A 22297-nucleotide genomic window follows, 5' to 3' on the forward strand; every position below is an offset into this window, starting at 1 on the left:
GGGAGGGCATAGGAACGGTAAAAGAACGTCGGCGGCCCGGAGCGGACCGTTCGTCACGCCCCGAAGGGCGCGTCCCGCTGTCCGGTTGGTGAGAGGCGTGACTCCGTGCGCCCCCTGTGCACCGGTACCATGTGTTAGGTCACGCTTACTACCGGTCCGGGTGGGCATTCACCGTCGTAGGGTCGTTCGGCGCGCACGATCGTGCCGACCGCCGCCCGCCCATCCGACGTCCCGAGGACGGAAACCGCCATGCCGCGTCCGACTGTCGCACAGTTCGCCTACGGTTCGGCCACCGTCGTCGTCACGACGCTCGCCCTGTTGCTGCTGTTCCGCACCGAGTCCGGCATCGGCGTCGCCGCCGTCGGCACGACCGCGCTGACCCTCGGCCTCCTGGTCGCCGTGCGTCTGCCCCTCCCCCGCCACCGCGGAGCGGAGGGGACCGGGCAGACGGCGACCACCGATGCCGCCGCCCGAACCCATCACGCCCTGGAGGGCATCGGGGCCCGGGAGCGGGTTCCGGCGGGCCGCTCGTCGGCACCGGCGCCGACGGACGACCGCTCGCCGCGCCGCTGAGCGGGCGACGGGACCGCGGGACGGCCGTCCGCTAGCGGGCGGCCACCACGACCGTCTTGGCCGCCTTGTCCTGCAACCCCTGCCGATAGGGCTTGTCGGTGAACATCAGCACGATGTTGATCAGCCACCACAGGCACGGGCAGCACAGCAGTGCCGGAGCCCAGAGCACGACAGCCCGCATCAGCGCGGCCCGGGTGTCGGGTACCCGCCCGTCGTTCAGCATCGCGACGCGCAGCTTCAGCAGCCGCTTGCCCACCGTACGGCCGTCCTTGTGAGTGAAGTACGTGTCGTAGGCGACGTAGACCACCAGGCCGATGATCGACCACACCAGCTGATGCCCGCTGTACCCGTTGGCGACCGCGTCGCCGAACCCGTCGTCGCCGTCCCCGTTGACGTCGACCGCGCCGCCCCAGGGCAACGAGATCAGGTACAGCGGGATCGAGATGATGAGGAAGTCGATGAGCCGCGCCAGGATCCGCTTCCCCGGCTCGGCGAGCGGCGGCATTCCGGCCAGCGGATCGGGCGCCCCGAAGCCCCCGCCGCTGCCGCTGCCGTACGGATCGTTCGGCGGAGGAGGCGGCGGGGGCGGCGCGCTGCCGTACGGCTGACCCTCGGACGGCGGCGAGGGCTCCTGCGGCTTCTTGAGGAACGGATCGTCGTCCTCGGGCGGCTGGCCGGGCGTCGGCTGGTCGTTGCTCATGGGGGCAGTGCATCCCGCACCACCGGGCCCCGCAACGGCTCAGGTACGTTCGGGGGACACACAGCGGCATACGAGTCTAAACGGGCATGCCGCCCCGCGCCCGGCCACGCGTCCCGGGGGCCCGCTCGGCCGACTCAGTCCGCTCGGCCAGCTCGGCCCACTCAGCCGGCGACGAAGGTGCGGGCCGCCTTGTCGTGCCAGCACTGACGCCAGGGACGGTCGATGAGGCACCAGAGAACGTTGACCACGCCGATGACGAGCAGCCCCAGCACGCCGTAGACGAGCCAGCGGCGCAGGGCGGCACCCAGAGTGGGCGGGTCGTGGGACTCGATGTCCCGTACGTCGAGCCCGCAGAGCCTCTTGCCCAGTGTCCGCCCCCACTTGGCTGTCGGCAGCGCCTCCAGGAGGAAGCCGATGAGGAGGAACGCGGCGAGCAGAGCCCCCAGCAGCGCCCCGGTGGTGGAGTCCAGCAGCCAGACGGTGACCGTCTCTCCCGACTCCTTCGCCGCGGTGATCTTCCGGTCGATGTGGTCGAGCGCCCGGGTCACCAGGGGGACCGCCGCCGCCCCGACGGCCGCGCCGAGAACGAGACTGTCGACCAGTCGGGCGGCGAAGCGCCTGCCGAGTCCCGCGGGCCTGGCCGAGGCCTGGTTACGCGCGAGTTGCTGGAAGGGGTCGTCGACCGGCGGCTTCCAGGGCACGACGGGCTGGTCCGCGCCCGGCCCCTGGTGCTGGTGCGATTGCTGTTGCTGCTGGTGCTGCGGTTCGGGCTGGGCCGGTTGGCGGTCCTGCTGTGCCCAGGAGGCCGAGCCGCCGCCGGGGCCCGGCGCCCGTGACGGCTGCGGGGCCGCCGGGGGCCTGGGGTCGGGGGCCTGGACCGGCCGCTGCCGCACTTCCTGCGGTACGGGTACGGGAGCCGGGGCGGGAGTCGGCAGCGGTGCCTGCTGTACCTGCGCGGGCAGCGCCCGGGGCGCCGGAGCCGGTACGAGGCTGTTCTGTGCCGCACCCACGTTCTGCGGCCCCTGCTGCGTACCGGCGTTCGACGGTGCGGGAGCGGGTGCGGGTGCGGGTGCGGGCTGCGCGAGGTTGGGCTGTACGGCGTTGGGCTGTACGGCGTTGGGCCCCGGCGTGCGCGGCCCCACCGCGCGGATCGTGACCGTCCCGTCGGTCGGCGGACGCACCCCGGCCTCCTCGACGGGCCGGCCGCCGCCGTCCCGCATCCCCGGCAGCGCGCCGCCGGTCGGCTCCTGGGCCAGCGGCGCCCTCGGGTCGGCCGACGGCGACGGGCGGCCGGGGGACTCCTGCGCCGGCCCACCCCAGCCGACCCGGTGGTCCCGTTCGCCGCCGAAACCGTTCTGGCGTGCGGTGTCCGCCTGCCAGACGGACGCGGCGTCCGCGTGGTCCGTGTCCGCGTGGTCCACGACGGGTTCACCGGACCCGGCCGGGGACCCGGGGCCGTCCTGGGGGCGGTCCTCCTCGTCGAAGAAGATCGGCCCGGTCTCCTCCGCCGGAGCGGCCTGCGCACCGGCGGAGGGAGCGGTGGCCGGACCCGCCTGACGGGGCGCGGGACGGCTCGTGCCGGGGACCCAGGACGCGCCGTTCCAGTACCGGACGTAGCCGGGGATGGAGGGGTCGGGGTAATAGCCCTCGCGGGGGCTTTCGTCACCGGGTGCCGGAGTTGGCGCGCTCATCAGCGGGTCCCGTATCTCTTCGAGGCCTCAGGCCGTCCCCGCCGGGCGGGCGGACGGCCTCAATACAAGGGTCCACATCTATCAGACAGTCGGCCACCCCCGGGCCGGTCCACCTGTTCGGGACCACTTTCGGGGCGGCGCGAAGTTTTTTCGAGAAGTCGCGTAATAGGTGGCGGGGAGGGCGCTCTCTCCTTGTGCGGGACGGTCACGGGGCCGGCCCACGAGCACCGGAAGGTTGTGCATTCTCATGATGAGCATCGTGGAACGTGAGCTGGAACTGAAGCTGGTCCTGTCCCCCGAGCGGTCCATCCCGGTGCCCGCCCGGCTGACGTATCGCACGGACGACCCGTACGCCGTGCACATCGCCTTCCACATCGGCTCCGAGTCGCCCGTGCACTGGACGTTCGCCCGGGAGCTGCTGGTGGAGGGCGTGTTCCGGCCGTGCGGGCACGGGGACGTACGGATCTGGCCGACGAAGGTCGACAACCACAGCGTCATCTGCGTGGCCCTCACCTCGCCCGACGGCAACGCCCTGCTCGAAATGGGCTCGGCCGCCGTGGCCGCCTGGGTGGAGCGGACCCTGCGGGTGGTGCCGCCGGGCACCGAGGCCGACCGGCTCGGCATGGACGAGGAGCTGGCGGAGCTGCTGTCCCCGCTGCCGGCCGACGACCTGTGGCTGAGCGACCCCTGGTCGTCCGACGACGCGCCGTCCCAGGACGGTGAGGCGTGAGGACGGCCGGACAGGAGGGCCGCGGTCAGAAGAGCTTGCCGGGGTTGAGGAGGCCGAGCGGGTCGAAGGCCGCCTTGATGCCGCGCTGCAGTTCGATGCCGGTCTCGCCCAGTTCGCGGGCGAGCCACTCCTTCTTGAGGACTCCGACGCCGTGTTCGCCGGTGATGGTTCCGCCCAGTTCGAGGCCGAGGGCCATGATCGCGTCGAAGGACTCACGGGCCCGGCGGGACTCGTCGGGGTCGTCGTGGTCGAAGCAGACGACGGGGTGGGTGTTGCCGTCGCCCGCGTGGGCGCAGACGCCGATGGTGAGGTCGTACTCCTTCGCGATGGCCGCCGTGCCCGCGAGCATCGCGCCGAGCTGCGAGCGCGGTACGCAGACGTCGTCGATCATCGTGGCGGACTTGACGGCCTCCAGCGCGGTGAGCGCCATCCGGCGCGCCTGGAGGAGGAGTTCGGACTCGGCGGGGCTGTCGGCCGGGACCACCTCGGTGGCCCCGGCGGCGGTGCACAGCGCTCCGACGGCGGCGAGGTCGGCGAGGGGGTCGGGGGTGTCGAAGGCGCAGAGCAGCAGGGCCTCGGTGGTCTCGGGCAGACCCATGGAGGCCAGCGCGTTGACGGCACGCACCGTCGTACGGTCCATCAGTTCGAGGAGTGACGGGGTGTGACCGTGCTCCATGATCCGGCACACAGCGTCACAGGCGGCGGCTGCCGAGGGGAACTCGGCGGCGAGGACGAGCTGCTGGGGTGGCTGCGGTTTGAGCGCGAGGACGGCTTTGACGACGATCCCGAGGCTGCCCTCGGAGCCGACGAAGAGCCGGGTCAGGTCGTATCCGGCGACGCCCTTGGCGGTGCGGCGGCCGGTGGTCAGGAGCCGTCCGTCGGCGAGGACGACGTCCAGGCCCAGGACGTACTCGGCGGTGACCCCGTACTTCACGCAGCACAGGCCGCCGGACGCGGTGCCGATGTTGCCGCCGATGGTGCACGTCTCCCAGCTGGAGGGATCCGGCGGGTAGCACAGACCGTGTTCGTTCACCGCGCGTGACAGCACCGCGTTGACGACGCCCGGTTCGACGACGGCGATCCGGTCGACCGGGCTGATCTCCCGGATCCGGTCCATCTTCACCAGGGACAGCACGATGCAGCCGTCCGAGGCGTTGGCCGCGCCGGACAGGCCGGTACGGGCACCCTGTGGGACGACCGGGACGCGCAGCGCGGTGGCGGTGCGCATGACGTGCTGGACCTGCTCGACCGTGCGGGGGAGCACGACGACGGCCGGGGTGCCGGCCTCGCAGAAGCTCGCCATGTCGTGGGCGTAGGACGCGGTGACGTCCGGATCGGTGATCAGCGCCTCGGGGGGCAGTCCCGCGCGCAGCCGTTCGAGGAGATCGCTCATGATCCAAGCGTGACACCCGGGGCCAATGGTGTGAACCCGTAGGGCGGCGACGATCCCAAGGCGCGGTGTGCTCGTATGACTGACGCACAGTGATGGCCATGGATGTCATGCCGCAGCAGGATCCGGAGTCCCGCCAGCCGCCCGGACCGTCCCCGCAGGACCCCTACGTGCTGCCCGCCGAAGGCGCCACCGCCGTACCCCCGCCACCGCCCACCCTGCGGACGACGCTGCGCAGGGCCGCGTTCGGCGCGGTCGCCGCCGGGGTGCTGCTGGCCGGGGCGCTGGTGGCGGTGGAGGGCGGGGAGGGCGAGGTGCCGAGGGAACCGGGGCCGGTCGAGCGGGCCGAGGCGGCGACGACCGCGGGCTCCCCCGCCTCGCTCTCGGACCTCACCGCGCTGATCGGGGACCGGCAGAAGTGGGTGGAGTCCCACCCGTCCGACGCCCCGTCCCTGGCGACGCTCGGCACGGCGTACGTGGAGTGGGCGCGGCGTTCGGCGGACACGGCGTACTACGCCCGCGCCGAGGAGACCCTGAAGCGTTCGCTCAAGGCGCGGGCGGGCGAGCGCGGCAACGGGGAGGCGTGGGTGGGCCTGGCTGCCCTGGCCAACGCCCGGCACGACTTCCTCGCGGCGAAGCGGTGGGGCGAGACGGTCAAGTCCCGGCAGCCGAAGGCCTGGAGCGTGTATCCGGTCCTCATCGACGCGTACACCGGTCTCGGCGACCAGAAGGCGGTGACCGCGGCGACGGAGAAGTTCGGCGAGCTGCGCAAGGGCGTCCCGGCGCTGGCCCGCACCGCCGAGCTGTACCGGGGCCAGGGCTGGCGCGAGGACGCGCTGGCCACCGCCCGGGAGGCGGCGGACCGGGCGACGCAGCCCGCCGAGAAGGCCGAGGCGCTGCACCGTCTGGGCGAGCTTGCCTGGGAGCGGGGCGAACCGGATGAGGCGGTGGCGCAGTTCGACGCGGCGCTGCGCACGGACGCCGGTCACCACGCCTCGCTGGCCGGCCGGGCCCGGGCCCTGGTGGCGCTGGACCGCACCGACGAGGCGCTGGCCGCGTACCAGAGCGCGCTGGAGAAGCTCCCGCGCCCGGAGTACGCCCTGGAGCTGGGCGAGCTGTACGAGTCGCTGGGGCTGGACGGGGATGCCCGCACGCAGTACGCGAAGCTGCTGGAGATGGCGGCCGGGGCGAAGAGGGCCGGGGTCGACGAGTCCCTGCTGCTGGCCCGCTTCGAGGCCGACCACGGGGACCCGGACGAGGCCGTGGAGCTGCTGCGCGGCCAGTGGCGGAAGCAGCACCGCGGTGCGGCGGTGGCGGACGCGCTGGGCTGGGCGCTGCACCGGGCGGGCAAGCCGGAGGAAGGTCTCAAGTACGCGGAGCAGGCCGTCGGCACGGGCGTGCGGAACGCCTCGTACGCGTACCACCTGGGCATCATCCAGCGGGAGTTGGAGGACTACGGTCCGGCGCGCCGCCATCTGGAGGAGGCCGTGCGCACCAACCCGGCCTTCTCGCCGCTGGCCGCGCCGCTGGCCCGGGAGGCGCTGGAGGCACTGGGCGAGCCGCCGCCGGGCGGACCGGGCGACATGCAGCCGCCCCCGGCCCCGCCGGTCCCCGGGCCGAAGCCGGAGCCGAGGCGGGAGACGAAGCCCGAGGCTCCGGCCCCCTCGACGTCTCCGCCTCCGGCCCCCTCGACGTCTCCGCGTCCGGCCCCGGTTCCGTCGAAGACGGCGGCGAGCAGCCCGGCGGCGGAGAGATCGGCGGCGGCCGGGGCGTCGGAGAGCTCCTGACGGGGCGTCGTCAACGATGGGGGCCGCCGCGGTCCGGGGTACTGCCCCGGACCGCGGCGGCGTTGCGCGTGCCGGGACGCGGATCAGGCGGAGCCGCGGTCCAAAGACGCGCGGCCGGTGCGGCTCAGAGGTTGCCGCGCTTCTCCTGCTCGCGCTCGATCGCCTCGAACAGGGCCTTGAAGTTGCCCTTGCCGAAGCCCATGGAGCCGTGGCGCTCGATCATCTCGAAGAAGACGGTCGGCCGGTCCTGGACCGGCTTGGTGAAGATCTGCAGCAGGTAGCCGTCCTCGTCGCGGTCGACGAGGATCTTCAGCTCGCGCAGGGTCTCCACCGGCACCCGGGTCTCGCCGGCCCACTCGCCGAGGGTGTCGTAGTACGAGTCCGGCGTGTCCAGGAACTGGACGCCCGCGGCGCGCATCGCGCGGACCGAGGCGACGATGTCGTTCGTGGCGAGCGCGATGTGCTGGACGCCCGCGCCGCCGTAGAACTCCAGGTACTCGTCGATCTGCGACTTCTTCTTCGCGATGGCCGGCTCGTTGATCGGGAACTTGACCTTGAGCGTGCCGTCGGCGACGACCTTCGACATCAGGGCGGAGTACTCGGTGGCGATGTCGTCGCCCACGAACTCCTTCATGTTGGTGAAGCCCATGACCTGGTTGTAGAAGCCGACCCACTCGTTCATCCGGCCGAGCTCGACGTTGCCGACGCAGTGGTCGATCGCCTGGAAGGTGCGCTTGGCGGGCGGCTCGACCATCGGCGAGGCCGCCGCGAAGCCGGGGAGGTAGGGGCCCTCGTAGCCGGAGCGCTCCACCAGGGTGTGACGGGTCTCGCCGTAGGTGGCGATGGCGGCGAGGACGACGGTGCCGTGCTCGTCCTTGACCTCGTGCGGCTCGGTGAGACCCCGGGCGCCGTGCTCGACGGCGTACGCGTACGCGGCCCGGGCGTCCGGGACCTCGATCGCGAGGTCGATGACGCCGTCGCCGTGCTCGGCGACATGGTCGGCGAGGAAGGTGCCCCACTCGGTGGACGGTTTGATCACGGAGGTGAACACGAAGCGGGCGGCACCGTTGGTCAGGACGTAACTCGCGGTCTCGCGGGTGCCGTTCTCCGGTCCGGAGTAGGCGACCAGCTTCATGCCGAAGGCGGTCGAGTAGTAGTGCGCGGCCTGCTTGGCGTTGCCCACGGCGAAGACGACCGCGTCCATTCCCCTGACCGGGAAGGGGTCGGCCTGCCGGGCGGTCTCGGGGCTGGTGTGCAGAGTCTCAGTCATATTCGAAGGCTCTCCCCACATCGCAAGGTGCGCAACAGTTCGCGTATCGGCTGGTCAATGTGTTCAGCGAATCGCCATGATGGCCGGACTATTCGTACAGGGTGACCATCGAAGGCAGGCTCATGGCGATCGATCATCTGGACGGGCGGCTCATCGTGCTCCTGGCGCGCGAACCGCGGATCGGTGTCCTCGAGGCATCCCGGCGACTCGGGGTGGCACGCGGGACCGTACAGGCGCGGCTGGACCGCCTTCAGTCGAACGGCGTCATCCGGGGGTTCGGCCCCGACGTGGATCCGGCGGCGCTCGGCTACCCGGTCACCGCGTTCGCCACGCTGGAGATCAAACAGGGCCAAGGGGTCGACGTACGGGCCCATTTGGGCGGCGTACCGGAAGTGCTGGAGCTCCACACCACCACCGGGCACGGCGACATGTTCTGCCGTCTGGTGGCCCGTTCCAACGCCGATCTTCAGCGGGTGATCGACCGGGTTGTCGGATTTGATGGCATTGTCCGGGCTTCCACGGCGATCGTCATGGAGAACCCGGTTCCGCTGCGGATCATCCCGCTGGTGGAACAGGCGGCCGAGGACACCGACCGATCCGATCATTGACGCCCCGGGGCGTCATTGATCCGAAGGAGTGCCGTGTGAGCTTCTGGGAGTATCTGAACACCCGCCACCAGCAGCTCCTCACGGATGCGTTCCAGCACGTCAGCGTGGTCTTCCAGTGCATGGTCATCGCCACCGCGCTGGGCGTGGTCATCGGGGTGGTGAGCTATCGCAGCGGCTGGGGCGGCTCGCTGGCCATCACCTCCACCGCCACGATCCTCACCATCCCCTCCCTCGCCGCGATCGGTCTGCTGATCCCGCTGGTCGGCCTCGGCGTCGCGCCGACCGTGATCACCCTGACCCTGTACGGGCTGCTGCCGATCGTCCGGAACGCCATCGTCGGACTGCGGGGCGTCGATCCGTCCCTGGTCGACGCGGCGACGGGCATCGGGATGTCGCGGCTCGCACGGCTGTGCCGGGTGGAGCTGCCGCTCGCCTGGCCGCCGATCCTGACCGGGATCCGGGTCTCCACCCAGATGCTGATGGGCATCGCCGCCATCGCCGCGTACGCCTCCGGGCCCGGCCTCGGCAACGAGATCTTCCGGGGCATCGCCTCGCTGGGCAGCGCCAACGCGATCAACCAGGTCCTCTCGGGCACGCTCGGCATCGTCGTCCTCGCCCTGCTCTTCGACGCCGCGTACGTCCTGCTGGGACGGCTGACCATCCCGAGGGGGATCCGTGCCTGAGACCGATACCGACACCGGGGCCGTCACCGCGGGCGGGACCGCCGCCACCTCCGGGGCCACCATCCAGCTGGACAACCTCACCAAGAACTACCCGGGCAACCCGAACCCGGCCGTCGAGAACGTCTCGATGGAGATCAGGGCGGGCGAGACGGTGATCTTCGTCGGGCCGTCCGGCTGCGGGAAGTCCACCACCCTGAAGATGATCAACCGGCTGATCGAGCCGACGTCGGGCCGGATCCGGATCGACGACGAGGACGTCACCGACATCGACCCGGTGAAGCTGCGCCGCAAGATCGGCTACGCCATCCAGTCGTCGGGCCTCTTCCCGCACATGACGGTCGCGGACAACATCGCCCTGGTCCCGAAGATGGTCGGCTGGTCCAAGTCCCGGGTGAAGGACCGGGTGGAGGAGATGCTCGACCTGGTGGGCCTGGACCCGCGCGAGTTCCACGGCCGCTATCCGCGCCAGCTCTCCGGCGGGCAGCAACAGCGGGTGGGGGTGGCGCGGGCGCTGGCCGCCGACCCCCCGGTGCTGCTGATGGACGAACCGTTCGGGGCGGTCGACCCGATCACCCGTGACCACCTCCAGGACGAGCTGATCCGGCTCCAGCACGAGCTGCACAAGACGATCGTGTTCGTCACCCACGACTTCGACGAGGCGATCAAGCTCGGCGACCGGATCGCGGTGCTCCGGGAGCGCTCGCACATCGCGCAGTTCGACACCCCCGAGGCGATCCTCACCAACCCGACGGACGACTTCGTCTCCGGCTTCGTCGGCGCGGGCGCGGCCCTCAAGCGGCTGAACCTGACCCGCGTACGGGATGTGGGCATCGCGGACTTCCCGACGGTGACGGTCGAGGACCCGCTCCAGTCGATCTTCAACAAGCTGCGCAGCGGCCCGCACAACGAGCTGCTGATGCTGGACCGCCGGAACCGCCCGTACAAGTGGCTGCGGCGCGGCGACCTGATGCGGGCGCGCGGTTCGCTGGCGCGGGCCGGGCAGCTGGTGCACGACACCGTGACCCGGGACGCCACCCTGCACGACGCGCTGGAGGCGGTCCTCACCGACAGCGGCGGCCGGGTCGCGGTGACCGGGCGGCGCGGCGAGTTCATCGGGGTCGTCGACATGAAGACGCTGATGGACAACGTGCAGGAGCTGCTGGAGGCCGACCGGCTGACCGCGATGGAGCACCAGCACGAGCTGGAGGAGCTGCGCGTCCACCGGACGGAGCAGGCGCTGGAAGGGGATGGCGGCGGAGTATGAGCCCCAGCCATCCGTCCGGCTCCGGCAAGGGCCCGGCCACCCCGGCCCGGCCGCCGGGCGAACACGACGTCAAGGGCCACGCGTTCCACGACGAGGAGAGCGACCCGTCCCCCGCCCCGGCGGGGCCGGAGCGCCGGTTCACCTGGCGGAAGCTGGTGGTCCTGCCGGTGGTGCTCGTGGTCATCGTGGTCGTCACCTACCTATGGATCACCAACATCCACCTGGACTCGATCGCGGAGAACTCGCTCTCCGGCGGCAATGTGCAGCTGCGCTGGTGGCAGCACGTGCGGCTGACGGCGATCTCCACGTTCTGGGTGCTGATCATCGCGATCCCGCTGGGCATCGCCCTGACCCGGCGGCGGCTGCGGAAGGCGGCCCCGGCGTTCACCGCGCTGGCCAACATCGGGCAGGCGACGCCCGCGATCGGTCTGCTGGCGCTGCTGGTGATCTGGCTGGGCATCGGCCCGCGGACCGCGATCATCGGCATCGTGATCTACGCGGTGCTGCCGGTGCTCTCCAACACGGTGGCGGGTCTGCGGGTGATCGAGCCGAACATGATCGAGGCGGCGCGCGGGATGGGAATGTCCGGGCGGGGCGTACTGATGAAGGTGGAGCTGCCGCTCGCGGTGCCGCTGATCCTGGCCGGGGTGCGTACGGCACTGGTCCTGAACGTCGGCACGGCGACGCTGGCGACGTTCGGCGGGGGCGGCGGACTGGGCGACCTGATCACCTCGGGGATCCAGACGCAGCGGATGCCGGTGCTGATCATCGGCTCGGTGCTGACGGTGGTGCTGGCCCTGCTGGTGGACTGGCTGGCCTCGCTGGCCGAACTGGCGCTGACGCCGCGCGGGCTGGAGGAGTGATGAGGAGGACGCGCCGGGTGTCTCTCGGGGCTCGGGCGGCCGGAGCGCTGGCCCTGGCTCTGCTCCTGGGCGGCTGTGGGCTCAAGAGCGGTTCGCCGATGGTGGACGACGTATCGCCCGGGTCGGTCGGGCAGGGCGAGCCGCTCAAGGGCGCGACGCTGACGGTGACGTCGAAGAACTTCAGCGAGAACATCATCCTGGGCCAGATGACCGGCCTGGTGTTCAAGGCGGCCGGGGCGGCGGTCCTGGACCGGACGAACCTGCCGGGTTCGATCAGCGCGCGCGAGGCCATCATCAACGGCGACGCCGACGCGCAGTGGGACTACACCGGCACCGGCTGGATCACCTACCTCGGCCACGCGAACCCCATCGTCGACCCGGAGAAGCAGTACGAGGCGGTGCGGGACGAGGACAGGGGCAACGGGGTGATCTGGCTGCCGCCGGCCCCGCTCGACAACACGTACGCGCTCGCCATCAGCAAGAAGAACAACGCGAAGTACCGGCTGAGGACGCTCTCGGACGTGGCGGCCCTGGCGAAGAAGGACCCGGGCGCGGTGACGATCTGTGTGGAGAACGAGTTCGCCTCCCGCGACGACGGGCTGCCCGGCATGGAGAAGAAGTACGGGATGAGGATCCCGGCCGGCAACATCCGGAAGATGGACGCCGGGATCATCTACACCCAGGTCTCCACGTCCAGCTCCTGCCTGCTGGGCGAGGTGTTCACCACCGACGGGCGCATCAAGGCCATGAACCTGGACGTCCTGGTGGACGACAAGCACTTCTTCCCCAACTACAACGCCTCCCCGGTCATCCACGAGGCCACCTTCGAGAAGTACCCGGTGATCGCGGAGCTGCTGGACCCGCTCGCGAAGAAGCTGACGACCGAGGTCGCGCAGACGCTGAACGCCAAGGTGGACGTGGACGGCGAGGACCCGCACGAAGTGGCGAAGGACTGGCTGGTGGCGGAGGGGTTCATCAAGGAGGGATGAGTCGCGAAGGGATGAGTCACGAAGAGTCGTTGCAAACGATTCCTTGCAAAAAAGCCTTGCAAAGCACTCTTTGCATCTCTATCTTCGAACCATGGCAGAGAACGAGGACGTCCGCCCCTACCGCTACGACGGCTCCGACCGGAAGATCCACAACGTCGACGCCCGCACCCTGCGGGCCATCGCGCACCCCCTCCGGCTGCGGCTGCTGAAAGCGCTGCGCGATTTCGGCCCCGCCACCGCCTCCAAGCTCGGAGAGCGGCTGGGCGAGTCGAGCGGCGCGACCAGCTACCACCTGCGCCGGCTGGCCGAGTCCGGGATGGTCGAGGACGCCCCGGAGCTGGGCAAGGGCCGCGAACGCTGGTGGCGGGCGGCCCACGACGGCTCGACCGTCGAGAGCGCCGAATTCCGCACGCACGCCGACCCGGAGGTACGCGGGGCCATCGACTTCCTCCTCCACGAGACGGCCACGAGCCACGCCCAGGAGCTCAACACCTGGCTGGGCACGATGGACGACTGGCCGGAGGAATGGCAACGCGGCTGGGACATGAGCGACTTCACGATCCGCCTCACCCCGGAGCTGGCACTGGAGCTGGCCCGCAAGGCCCAGGAGCTCGTGGAGAGCTACCGGGGCCGCGTCCCCGACGACACCGAGGGCTCGGCCGTCGTCCGGACCCACCTGCACACCTTCCCGCGCTCCTCCGAATGAACACCGCGCCGCCAACAGCCGCCCTCCCGAAGGGAATCCCTTCATGCATGCCGACGTACACCACCTCCTGCACGCCACCCGCGCGTCCGAACTCCAGGGGGAGGCAACGGCGTTCCGCCTCCCCCGCACCAGCCTGCGCACCCGGGTCGGCTGGACCCTGGTCGAGGTCGGCCTGCGACTGACGGCCCAGAGCCGGGAGGCGACCGCGCCCGCTCCCCGCACCGGCGCCTTCCGTGCCGCATAACGACGACCTAACCGACTCGGGGGAAACAGCGCCATGGGGAACCGCACCCCGCTCGCCGCCACGCTCGCGGCCAACTCCATATCCACCGCTGGCACTTCACTGACCCTGATCGGCGTCCCCTGGTTCGTCCTGGAGACCACCGGCAGCGCGGGCCGGGCAGGGTTCGTCGCCTTCTGCGCCACCCTGCCGATCGTCGTCGCCGCGCTGATCGGCGGACCGGTCATCGACCGGATCGGCCGCCGTCGGGTCGCCATCGCCTCCGACGCCGTGTGCGCGTCGGCCATCGCGGCGATCCCGCTGCTGCACTTCGCCGGGGTCCTCGGCTTCTGGATGCTGTGCGTGCTGATGGCGCTCAACGGGTTCGCCCACACCCCGGGCAACACCGCGCGCTACGTCCTGATCCCGGACCTGGCCGAGCACGCGGGCACCACACTGCCCCGGGCCGCCGGCCTCTTCGACGCGGTCTCGCGCGGGGCCCGGATGGTCGGCGCGGCGCTCGCCGGCGTCCTCATCGCCTTCGCCGGCGCGGAGACGGTCCTGCTGCTGGACGCGGCGACGTTCGCCCTGTCCGCCCTGCTGATCGCCGGGGGGGTGCGGGGAGTGCGCGCGGCCGAACCGCGGAAGGCCGAGGCCCCGGTCTCCCTGCGCGCCTACGGCGGCGAACTCCGCGAAGGGTACGCCCACCTGCTGGGCGACCGGCTGCTGCTGGCGATCGTGGTCATGGTGATGCTCATGAACGGCACCGACCAGGGCTGGAACGCGGTACTGCTCCCGGTGCACGCCGAGGGCGAGCTGGGCGGCGCGAGGGCCATCGGGCTGCTCACCGCGATGTTCGGGGCGGGCGGGCTGGCGGGGGCCCTGCTGTACGGGGCGGTGGGGCACCGGTTCCCGCGCCGGGCGGTGTTCACGGTGTGCGTGATCCTGTGCGGCGCGCCGAGGTTCCTGGTCGCGGCGGTGACCGGGACGACGCTTCCGCTCGCGGTGACGATGCTGCTGGGCGGGATCGCGGGCGGCATGCTGAACCCGATCCTGACGACGGTCATCTACGAGCGCGTGCCGGACCGGCTGCGCAGCCGGGTGGCGGGGGCGCTGACGGCGGGCTGCGAGTTCGCGATGCCGCTGGGCGGACTCGCGGCCGGGCTGCTGGTGGAGGGCGCCGGGGCGGGAGGGGCACTGCTGCTGATGGGCGGGGTCTACTTCCTGGCCACGCTCAGCCCGCTGGTGTTCCCGTCCTGGCGGACGCTGGACGACGCGCCGGTGGTGGAGACAGCGGATCGCCCGGAGCCCTCTGTGCCGCGAGCGGAGAAGGAACAGAAACCCTCCGTGGAACCGCGGGTCAGCAGCCCGGTACCGTCCCGCCCGTCTGGAGGGCCTTGAGCGAGCCGACCGCGTCCTTCAGCGTGGAGACGGGCACGATCCGCAGCCCGTCGGGCGCCTCGGCCTCCGCCTGGGCGCACTCGGCCTTCGGCACGAGGAAGACGCCCGCCCCGTCCCGGTGGGCACCCTGGGCCTTCATCGACACGCCGCCGACCGCGCCGACCTTGCCGTCCGCGCTGACCGTCCCCGTACCGGCGATGGTACGGCCGCCGGTGAGGTCGCCGCCGGAGCCGTTGCCGTCGAGCTTGTCGATGATGCCGAGGGAGAGGAAGAGGCCGGCGCTCGGGCCGCCGATGTCGCCGAGGTCCACCTCGACCCGCATCGAACCGGGCTCGCGGTCCAGGTAGTTCAGGGCGGCGTCGACGGCGACGTTCTGCGACTGCTTCATATCGTCGAGGTTGTGCTTCTCGATCTCCTTCTCGGAGCCGCCGGTGGGGTACACGGAGTCACGCGGCATGACAGCCCGGTCGGTCCGGAACCAGCCGTCGATCACCTCGCCGATACGGACGTCCGCCTTCGGCCCGGTGGCGAGGATCGTCGTCATCCTCAGCTGCCCGTCGGTGGGCCGGGTCTCGGCGCCGGTGATGGTGATCACCGGCCGCCCGTCGTCCTTGCCGAGCACGTCCGCGGTCAGCCCGGGCCGGGCCAGGGTGAACGGCAGCGGTGCGAAGGCCGCGGTACCGAAGAGGGCGAGGACGGGCAGCGCGCAGAGGGCGAGGACGCGGGGGCGCGTGAGACGAGTGAGCACGCACCCAATCTAACCGCCGCGCTCCGGCAGGCGCGTCGGCCACTCCCCTGCCGGTACGGGCCCCCGGGCCTCCGGGCCCCCGCCTCCGGGTCTCCGGTACGGGTCTCCGGTACGGGTCTACCGCAGCGCGTCGGCCACTTCCCGGGCCGCGTCGAGCACGCGGGGCCCGACCCGCTCCGGTATGGCGTCGGCGAGCATGACGACACCGACGCTGCCCTCCACGCCCGAGACGCCGACCAGGGGCGCCGCCGCCCCACTGGCCCCGGCCTCGAGTTCGCCGTGGGTGAGGGTGTAGCCGGGGTGTCCGGCATCCGTCGTCTGCCGGGCGGACAGGATGGCCCGGCCCGCCGCACCCCGGTCCAGCGGATGCCGGAACCCGGCCCGGTAGGCGACGTGGTAGTCGGTCCAGGTGGGCTCGACGACGGCGACCGCGAGGGCGTCGCTGCCGTCGACGAGCGTGAGATGGGCGGTGGCCCCTATGTCCTCGGCCAGGGAGCGCAGCGCGGGCAGCGCGGCTTCCCGGACGAGCGGGTGCACCTGTCGGCCGAGCCGCAGCACACCGAGGCCGACCCGGGCGCGACCGCCCAGATCACGGCGGACCAGGGCGTGCTGCTCCAGGGTGGCGAGCAATCGGTAGACGACGGTCCGGTTGACGCCGAGTTTGTTGGACAACTCGGTGACCGTCAGGCCGTGATCGGTGTCGGCGAGCAGTTTGAGGACGCGTAGTCCTCGGTCGAGCGTCTGCGAGGTCTCCGCTGTCACGACGCCCTCTCCTCTTCGGGGTGAGCGACGACGGTCCTGCTCCGGCGGGTTGCGACGCCGGTCCCAGCGGCGACACACGGAGAGGCCGCCGGCCTGGCAAGGCACCGGCTGCGCTCCGCGGCGGCGTTGCCACGGGGCGTCCATATGGCGGGGACAGTAGCGAGCCGGTCCGCTCAGCGGAAGTCCTCGTCCAGAATCCGGTCTCCGGACACGGAGGCCCGGAACGGCGCGCGCATAAGGGCCGGTCAGCGGGACGGCGTCCGGAAAGCGAACATCTACGCGCGTTCACGTGTCACGACGCCAAGGGGGCGGCGCGTCCACACATGTGAACCAACGTTAACAATGCGTGAACAACCACCGAGAAAATTCCCCGCCGCGACGGCCGGAAACATCTCGGCGGATCACGGGAGAGCGTCGTCGCCGCGAGGCCGCGGAACGCGGTCGGCCCGCACGGAGAGGGCACCTCCGTACGGGCCGACGAAAACGGACGGCTCCCCCGCTCACGTCATCCGGGTCGCCCACTCCTGGACCTTCACGATGCGCTGCTGGATCTGGTGGGCCGTGGCCTCCGCGCTCGGCGGGCCGCCGCAGACCCGGCGCAGTTCGGTGTGGATGACACCGTGGGGCTTGCCGCTCTGGTGGGTGTAGGCGGAGACCATCGTGTTGAGCTGCTTGCGCAGGCTCAGCAGCTGCTTGTGGGTCACCACGGGCCGGGCGTCGGCGGGCTTCTCCAGGAGATCGGCCTCCTCGGCCGGCCTCTGGCGGCTGTGCGCGATCTGCCGGCTCTGCCGCTTCTGGAGGAGAAGCTGGACCTGGTCCGGTTCCAGGAGCCCCGGAATGCCGAGGTAGTCCTGTTCCTCCGCGGAGCCGGGGTGGGCCTGCATACCGAACTCGGCGCCGTCGTACAGCACACGGTCGAAGACGGCGTCGGACTCCAGCGCCTCGAAGGGCAACTGCTCCTCGGTCTCCTCGTCCTCCAGCTTCTCCGCGTCGGCGAGGAGCTTGTCCTCCTCGGAGAACGGGTTCTCCTCGTCGCTGCCCTTCTTCGGCTTGTCGAGCACGTGGTCGCGCTCGACCTCCATCTCGTTGGCGAAGTCGAGGAGCATCGGGATCGTCGGCACGAACACGGACGCGGTCTCCCCGCGCCGGCGGGAGCGCACGAAGCGCCCTACCGCCTGGGCGAAGAAGAGAGGCGTGGAGATCGTCGTGGCGTACACGCCGACGGCGAGACGTGGCACGTCGACGCCCTCGGACACCATGCGGACCGCGACCATCCAGCGCGACTCGTCCCCGCTGAACCGGTCGATCTTCTTCGAGGCGGCCTTCTCGTCGGAGAGGACCACGGTCGGCGTCTCGCCGGTGACCTTCTTGAGGATCTTGGCGTAGGCGCGCGCCGACTCCTGGTCGGTCGCGATGACGAGGCCACCCGCGTCGGGGATGCCCTTGCGGACCTCGGTGAGCCGCTTGTCGGCGGCGGAGAGCACGTTGGGGATCCAGTCACCGGTAGGCGCCAGCGCGGTGCGCCAGGCCTGCCCGATGGCGTCCTTGGTCATCGGCTCGCCGAGCCGGGCGGCGATCTCGTCGCCGGCCTTGGTGCGCCAGCGCATGTTGCCGCTGTAGCTGAGGAAGATGACCGGGCGGACGACGCCGTCGGCGAGCGCGTTGCCGTAGCCGTAGGTGTAGTCGGCGGAGGAGCGGCGGATGCCGTCGTTGCCCTCCTCGTACGCGACGAACGGGATCGGGTTGGTGTCCGACCGGAACGGCGTACCGGTCAGCGCGAGCCGCCGGGTCGCCGGGTCGAACGCCTCCTGGCAGGCCTCGCCCCAGGACTTCGAGTCACCGGCGTGGTGGATCTCGTCGAGGATCACGAGCGTCTTGCGCTGCTCGCAGCGGTTGCGGTGCAGCATCGGACGGACACCGATACCGGCGTACGTCACGGCGACCCCGTGGTAGTCCTTGCTCAGCGGACCGGCGCTGTACTCGGGATCGAGCTTGATGCCTATCCGCGCGGCCGCCTCCGCCCACTGCTTCTTGAGGTGCTCGGTCGGGGCGACGACGGTGATCTGCTGCACGACATGGTGATGCAGCAGCCACGACGCAAGGGTCAGCGCGAACGTGGTCTTGCCGGCGCCGGGCGTCGCGACGGCGAGGAAGTCGCGCGGCTGCTCCTGGATGTACCTCTCCATGGCGCCCTGCTGCCAGGCTCGCAGCTTCCCGGCGGTGCCCCAGGGGGCACGGCCGGGAAAGGCGGGTGAGAGATGGTGGGAGGCGGTGGTAGTAGTCACGGTCTCCGGTTCGGGGCTCTCGGGTACGTGGGGCGCTGTCCGCACCGGACCCGGCGCTGATCGGCCCGGCCCGCGATACGACAACCGGGCCACCCTACCGGTGGGCCGGCCGGGAACCCGTACGAACGAGTCGCGGTTCGAGTCCGTTGAGACGCTCTTCACAGGGACGGCTGTCGGGCGAACCCCGGCAACCGCTCGGCGATCTTGGGCATGTCCAGGGCACCCTGGCACGCGGCCAACACGAACCGCTCCGCTTCGTCGACATCGAAGCGCGGATCGAGCGGATGGCCGTTCATGTGGAGGAACACCCAGGTCGCGTACCACGCGATGCGTTTGTTGCCGTCCACCAGTCCATGGTTGCGGGCCAGGGATTCCATCAGAGCCGCGGCCTTCTGCCAGACATCCGGATAGGCGTCCTGACCGAACACGCTCGCCTGCGGTCTGGCCAGCGCCGACTCCAGCAGCCCGTAGTCGCGCACCTCCGCCGTCCTGAGCCGCTCCGCCAGGTTCAACAGCTCGGGCAGGGTCAGGTACTGCATCAGGCGAGCCTCCGGTTGAGCTCCTCACTCGCCTTCAGAACATGGTCCGCGGCCTCATTGAAGAGCCGCGAGTGCTCGTTTATGGCAGTGATCACCGCATCGTGCGCGAATGCCTGCATGCTCCTGCCCTCTGCCTCGGCACGGGCGCGCAGAGAGTTCAGCTCTTCCTCGGTGAACCGCAGATTCAGACCAGCCATAGGCTTATGGTACCGGCCGGTACCGCGTGGTGCCGCTACCTCTCCCGCACCCGCGTAGCCACCCAGGCCCCCACCAGCGCCACCCCCGCCATCGGCAGGAACACGGCGGCGAACGCGCCCGGGTGCGAGCCGGCGGCGCCGGCCTGTGCCGCCCCGTGCGCGGCCGCGCCCACCGCGCCGCCGCCGAGCGCGGCGAAGGCCGCGCCGCCACCGGCCAGCAGCAGCACATTGGAGAGCCCGTCGGAGATCTGGAGGGCGGCGGAGTTGGAGCCCGCCTCCTCCGGGGCGGACAGCTTCAGCAACAGCACGCTGGTGGAGGCGATCACCATGCCCATCCCGAAGCAGCCGAAGGCCCAGGCGACGGCGACGGTCCAGACCGGGACCCCCTCGATCAGCACAGAGGGCGCCACCGCGATCGAGGCGGCGACCAGCACCATTCCGGTCACCATCAGCCGCTCCCGGTGGGGCTCCATGCGCGGCCGGGACTGCACGAACGAACCGAGCGCCCAGGTCGCCCCGCCCACGGCCAGCGAGAGCCCGGCCATCGTCGGGGACAGCCCGCGCTGGGTGACGAGCATCAGCGGTACGAAGGACTCGGCGGCGACGAACGACCCGGCCGCGACCCCGCGCAGGAGGACCACCGAGGGCAGCCCGGTCGCCGCCCGTACGGTCCCGGTGGGCAGCAGTCCGCGGACGGCGGGCACCAGCAGGGCGACGCCCAGGGCGGCCGGCAGGAGCGCGAGCCAGTTCAGCTCCTGCCCCGCGTACTGGAGCAGCCCCGCCCCGGCCGAGATCCCGAGGGCGAGCCGGATCCGGCGGCGGTCGTACGGTTCGGTGGCGGCGGCCGGGTCCGCGGGCCCGGAGGCCGTCCGCCGGATCGCCGGGAGGGCCAGCGCGAGAGGGATCACGATGAGGGCGGGGATGCCGACGAAGACCCAGCGCCAGCCGAGGTGCTCGGTCACCGTCCCGGAGGCGAGCGGCCCGACGACGGAGGGGATCACCCAGCTCGCGGCGAAGGCCGCCAGGATCGCGGGCCTGATGCGCTCGGGGTAGGCCCGCCCGATGACCACGTACAGGGCGACGATCACCAGCCCGCCGCCGAGCCCCTGGACCGCCCGGCCCGCGATGAAGATCCACATGCTGGTGGCCGCCCCGGAGAGCAGCAGGCCGACGCCGAACGCGGTGATCCCGGTGGCGAGCGGCTGGAGCGGCCCGCGACGGTCGGCCCACTGACCGGAGAGGACCATGGCGAACAGGCTGGTGGTGAAGTACGCGGAGAAGGCGAACGCGTAGAGGGGTATCCCGTTCAGCTCGCGTGCGGCGACCGGCATGGCCGTGCCGACCGCCGTGGCCTCGAACGCGATGAGGAACACCACGGAGACGATGCCGATGCTGAGCGCCCGGTAGGTGCGCCCGAGGACCCCTTCCACGGCTGCGAGGGGGATGCCGGACAGCGGGTCCGGGGAGTGAGCGTCGGTCGCGGGCGGCGCGAGGTGTGCGGCATCGGTGCCGTCACGCGGTTCGAGGGCGGTCATGGGCCCAGCGTAAGGGGCATGGAGCGGTTTGAACCCTGTCCATGTGCGGCACCGCCCTCGGCCCTTGGTCGTAGGCCCCGGGCCCCGGTGTGAACGGCGTATGGCAGTCGCGTTGCGGGCGGGCCTGATTCCTTGAGGCGGCGGGCCAGGGCCCGTAGCGTCATCGACGGCAAAGGAACACCGCACCCGACCGTGTGCCCGAGAGGCTCAGGGGCTCGACTGCAACTCGAGTTACACCGGTTCGAATCCGGTCACGGTCTCCACCGCGAAGTGGCCGTCCCCGCTACGGGGGCGGCCACCTCCGCGCGCGTACAGCGGTCGGTGCTCAGTGCGTCCTCAGCGCCTTCATCACATCGCGCAGGTCGCTGATCAGATCGCCCTGGTACCCGAGCACCTCGGGTTGGTCCACGACGTCCGGCAGTCCCTCTTCGCCGGTGGCATCGTCGGGAGGGGACGTCCAGACGAACAGGGTGAGCGTCACGACGGCACCTCCATCCACCGCCGTCAGCCGCAGGGAGTTGTCCTCCATGACCACCAGATAGGCCAGGTCCCCGAGGTCCGGCACGCGCTCCACCCGGTCCACGCCCGAGCCTTCGATCTCCGTCAGCGTGCTGCTCGCCTCGAACTCGGGGCGCGGGTCGCTCTCCTTGTGCAGCTCGGCCGTGAGAGACGCCTGAAGGCCCATGGTCCAGCCCGCGACTTCCGACTCCTTGAAGTCGACGGTGCAGCGGATGCGGTGGAGGGCGGGATGCTCGATGCCGTCCAGTTGGGTCGCCGGCTCGGAGTCCGGCTCCCCCGCCGCCTCGGAGAGCGCCTTCAGCTCCATCGCGGCGCAGGAGTCGGACTCCACCCGGTAGCCGCGCGGATCGGGCTTCTCGTCGCCGCCGATCCCGTACGCGAAGACCGCCGCCGCCCACACCGCCGAAGCCGCCAGCGCTCCGGCGGCGGCCCACAGCGGCCCCTGCCCCCGGCGCCGCCCGGTCGCGGGCTCCCGGTCGAATCCGCTCACCACGTCCGCGGGCCCGCCCGGCCCGGGATCGCCCACCAACTCCGGCTCGGTGATCACGTAGAGCTCTCCCCTGGTCGGACAACGGTACGAACCTTCGGACAGGTTCGGCCCTCCGCGGCATTGTCCAGTTCTCCGGGCCAACCCGAAAGTGTCCAGGAGTCTCCGTCGCTCCGGGCGGCTTCTCGCGCCGGCGACGGAGGCGAAGGGCCCGCACGGAACCGGGAGGCCGGGGGGCACGTGTGGGGCCGCTCACCGAGCGCGGGGCCGCTGCCCCGCGTCGGTCCGCTCGTCGTCGGCGCGGCCGCCCACGGCGAACGCGAGAGATCCAGCGACGACCGCGTCGGCGA

At 71.4% G+C, this 22297-nt stretch carries 22 protein-coding genes and 1 tRNA gene; 12 read left to right on the top strand and 11 right to left on the bottom strand.

The annotated features are described in order from the left end of the window. Positions 1–249: 249 nt before the first annotated feature. A complete protein-coding gene (locus ACZ60Q_RS21000; protein WP_469636558.1) occupies positions 250–573 on the top strand; it encodes a hypothetical protein in 324 nt (107 codons plus the stop codon). Positions 574–604: 31 nt separating this feature from the next. Here ACZ60Q_RS21000 and ACZ60Q_RS21005 read toward each other — a convergent pair whose 3' ends face one another. Further along, the gene (locus tag ACZ60Q_RS21005) at positions 605–1273 is read right to left on the bottom strand and encodes an RDD family protein (RefSeq protein WP_469636561.1); all 669 of its coding nucleotides are present in this window, start codon (positions 1271–1273) and stop codon (positions 605–607) included. A gap of 161 nt (positions 1274–1434) precedes the next feature. Next, entirely contained in the window at positions 1435–2964 is a 1530-nt protein-coding gene (locus tag ACZ60Q_RS21010) for an RDD family protein (RefSeq protein WP_469636564.1), read from the bottom strand. Positions 2965–3211: 247 nt separating this feature from the next. Between ACZ60Q_RS21010 and ACZ60Q_RS21015 the strand changes: the two genes are divergently transcribed. Further along, on the top strand, positions 3212–3694 hold the full coding sequence (locus ACZ60Q_RS21015; RefSeq protein WP_469636566.1) for an SsgA family sporulation/cell division regulator: 483 nt from the start codon (positions 3212–3214) through the stop codon (positions 3692–3694). 25 nt (positions 3695–3719) lie between these two features. On the opposite strand, the gene ACZ60Q_RS21020 is transcribed toward ACZ60Q_RS21015, so the two are convergent. Continuing rightward, positions 3720–5087, bottom strand: coding sequence for an FAD-binding oxidoreductase (locus ACZ60Q_RS21020; protein WP_469636569.1), 1368 nt, complete (start codon positions 5085–5087; stop codon positions 3720–3722). 98 nt (positions 5088–5185) lie between these two features. Here ACZ60Q_RS21020 and ACZ60Q_RS21025 point away from each other — a divergent pair, with 98 nt between their 5' ends. Further along, entirely contained in the window at positions 5186–6871 is a 1686-nt protein-coding gene (locus tag ACZ60Q_RS21025) for a tetratricopeptide repeat protein (protein WP_469636572.1), read from the top strand. A gap of 124 nt (positions 6872–6995) precedes the next feature. Here the strand turns inward: ACZ60Q_RS21025 and hppD are convergent, their stop codons facing one another. After that, positions 6996–8141: a 4-hydroxyphenylpyruvate dioxygenase gene (gene hppD / locus ACZ60Q_RS21030; protein ID WP_469636575.1), complete on the bottom strand. Its 1146-nt coding sequence runs from the start codon at positions 8139–8141 to the stop codon at positions 6996–6998. Positions 8142–8263: 122 nt separating this feature from the next. Here hppD and ACZ60Q_RS21035 point away from each other — a divergent pair, with 122 nt between their 5' ends. The 8 genes from ACZ60Q_RS21035 to ACZ60Q_RS21070 all read left to right on the top strand — a co-directional run bounded on the left by ACZ60Q_RS21035 (position 8264) and on the right by ACZ60Q_RS21070 (position 14875). Beyond that, a complete protein-coding gene (locus tag ACZ60Q_RS21035; protein WP_469636577.1) occupies positions 8264–8749 on the top strand; it encodes an Lrp/AsnC family transcriptional regulator in 486 nt (161 codons plus the stop codon). Between the two features lie 35 nt (positions 8750–8784). Beyond that, complete coding sequence (locus ACZ60Q_RS21040) at positions 8785–9432, top strand: ABC transporter permease (RefSeq protein WP_469636580.1); 648 nt, start codon at positions 8785–8787, stop codon at positions 9430–9432. Next, positions 9425–10696, top strand: coding sequence for an ABC transporter ATP-binding protein (locus ACZ60Q_RS21045; protein WP_469636583.1), 1272 nt, complete (start codon positions 9425–9427; stop codon positions 10694–10696). The genes ACZ60Q_RS21040 and ACZ60Q_RS21045 overlap by 8 nt, the downstream gene beginning before the upstream one ends. Next, positions 10693–11559, top strand: coding sequence for an ABC transporter permease (locus tag ACZ60Q_RS21050; RefSeq protein ID WP_469636586.1), 867 nt, complete (start codon positions 10693–10695; stop codon positions 11557–11559). Before ACZ60Q_RS21045 ends, ACZ60Q_RS21050 begins: the two co-directional genes overlap by 4 nt. Next, positions 11559–12548, top strand: coding sequence for a glycine betaine ABC transporter substrate-binding protein (locus ACZ60Q_RS21055; protein ID WP_469636589.1), 990 nt, complete (start codon positions 11559–11561; stop codon positions 12546–12548). The genes ACZ60Q_RS21050 and ACZ60Q_RS21055 overlap by 1 nt, the downstream gene beginning before the upstream one ends. Positions 12549–12639: 91 nt before the next feature. Further along, entirely contained in the window at positions 12640–13254 is a 615-nt protein-coding gene (locus ACZ60Q_RS21060) for a helix-turn-helix domain-containing protein (RefSeq protein WP_469636592.1), read from the top strand. A gap of 43 nt (positions 13255–13297) precedes the next feature. Further along, entirely contained in the window at positions 13298–13498 is a 201-nt protein-coding gene (locus ACZ60Q_RS21065) for a hypothetical protein (RefSeq protein WP_469636595.1), read from the top strand. Positions 13499–13531: 33 nt separating this feature from the next. Continuing rightward, on the top strand, positions 13532–14875 hold the full coding sequence (locus tag ACZ60Q_RS21070; protein WP_469636597.1) for an MFS transporter: 1344 nt from the start codon (positions 13532–13534) through the stop codon (positions 14873–14875). On the opposite strand, the gene ACZ60Q_RS21075 is transcribed toward ACZ60Q_RS21070, so the two are convergent. The 6 genes from ACZ60Q_RS21075 to ACZ60Q_RS21100 all read right to left on the bottom strand — a co-directional run bounded on the left by ACZ60Q_RS21075 (position 14835) and on the right by ACZ60Q_RS21100 (position 20941). After that, the gene (locus ACZ60Q_RS21075; protein ID WP_469636600.1) at positions 14835–15623 is read right to left on the bottom strand and encodes a S16 family serine protease; all 789 of its coding nucleotides are present in this window, start codon (positions 15621–15623) and stop codon (positions 14835–14837) included. The genes ACZ60Q_RS21070 and ACZ60Q_RS21075 overlap by 41 nt on opposite strands. Before the next feature lie 117 nt (positions 15624–15740). Continuing rightward, a complete protein-coding gene (locus ACZ60Q_RS21080) occupies positions 15741–16385 on the bottom strand; it encodes an IclR family transcriptional regulator (RefSeq protein WP_469636603.1) in 645 nt (214 codons plus the stop codon). A 500-nt stretch (positions 16386–16885) separates the two neighbouring features. After that, positions 16886–18670 (bottom strand): DEAD/DEAH box helicase, encoded by a 1785-nt coding sequence (locus ACZ60Q_RS21085; RefSeq protein WP_469636606.1) that lies wholly within the window; start codon positions 18668–18670, stop codon positions 16886–16888. Between the two features lie 158 nt (positions 18671–18828). Next, positions 18829–19209 (bottom strand): type II toxin-antitoxin system death-on-curing family toxin, encoded by a 381-nt coding sequence (locus ACZ60Q_RS21090; protein ID WP_469636608.1) that lies wholly within the window; start codon positions 19207–19209, stop codon positions 18829–18831. Next, positions 19209–19406 carry a hypothetical protein gene (locus ACZ60Q_RS21095; protein ID WP_006124909.1) on the bottom strand — a complete coding sequence of 66 codons (198 nt, stop codon included), beginning with the start codon at positions 19404–19406 and terminating at the stop codon, positions 19209–19211. The genes ACZ60Q_RS21090 and ACZ60Q_RS21095 overlap by 1 nt, the downstream gene beginning before the upstream one ends. A gap of 35 nt (positions 19407–19441) precedes the next feature. After that, the gene (locus ACZ60Q_RS21100; RefSeq protein ID WP_469636612.1) at positions 19442–20941 is read right to left on the bottom strand and encodes an MFS transporter; all 1500 of its coding nucleotides are present in this window, start codon (positions 20939–20941) and stop codon (positions 19442–19444) included. A 188-nt stretch (positions 20942–21129) separates the two neighbouring features. Here ACZ60Q_RS21100 and ACZ60Q_RS21105 point away from each other — a divergent pair. Further along, positions 21130–21204, top strand: a tRNA-Cys gene (locus ACZ60Q_RS21105). Positions 21205–21266: 62 nt separating this feature from the next. Here ACZ60Q_RS21105 and ACZ60Q_RS21110 read toward each other — a convergent pair. Continuing rightward, positions 21267–22007 (bottom strand): hypothetical protein, encoded by a 741-nt coding sequence (locus ACZ60Q_RS21110; RefSeq protein ID WP_469636615.1) that lies wholly within the window; start codon positions 22005–22007, stop codon positions 21267–21269. Positions 22008–22297 lie beyond the last annotated feature (290 nt).

The sequence above is a fragment of the Streptomyces sp. NPDC104313 genome (assembly GCF_055583985.1).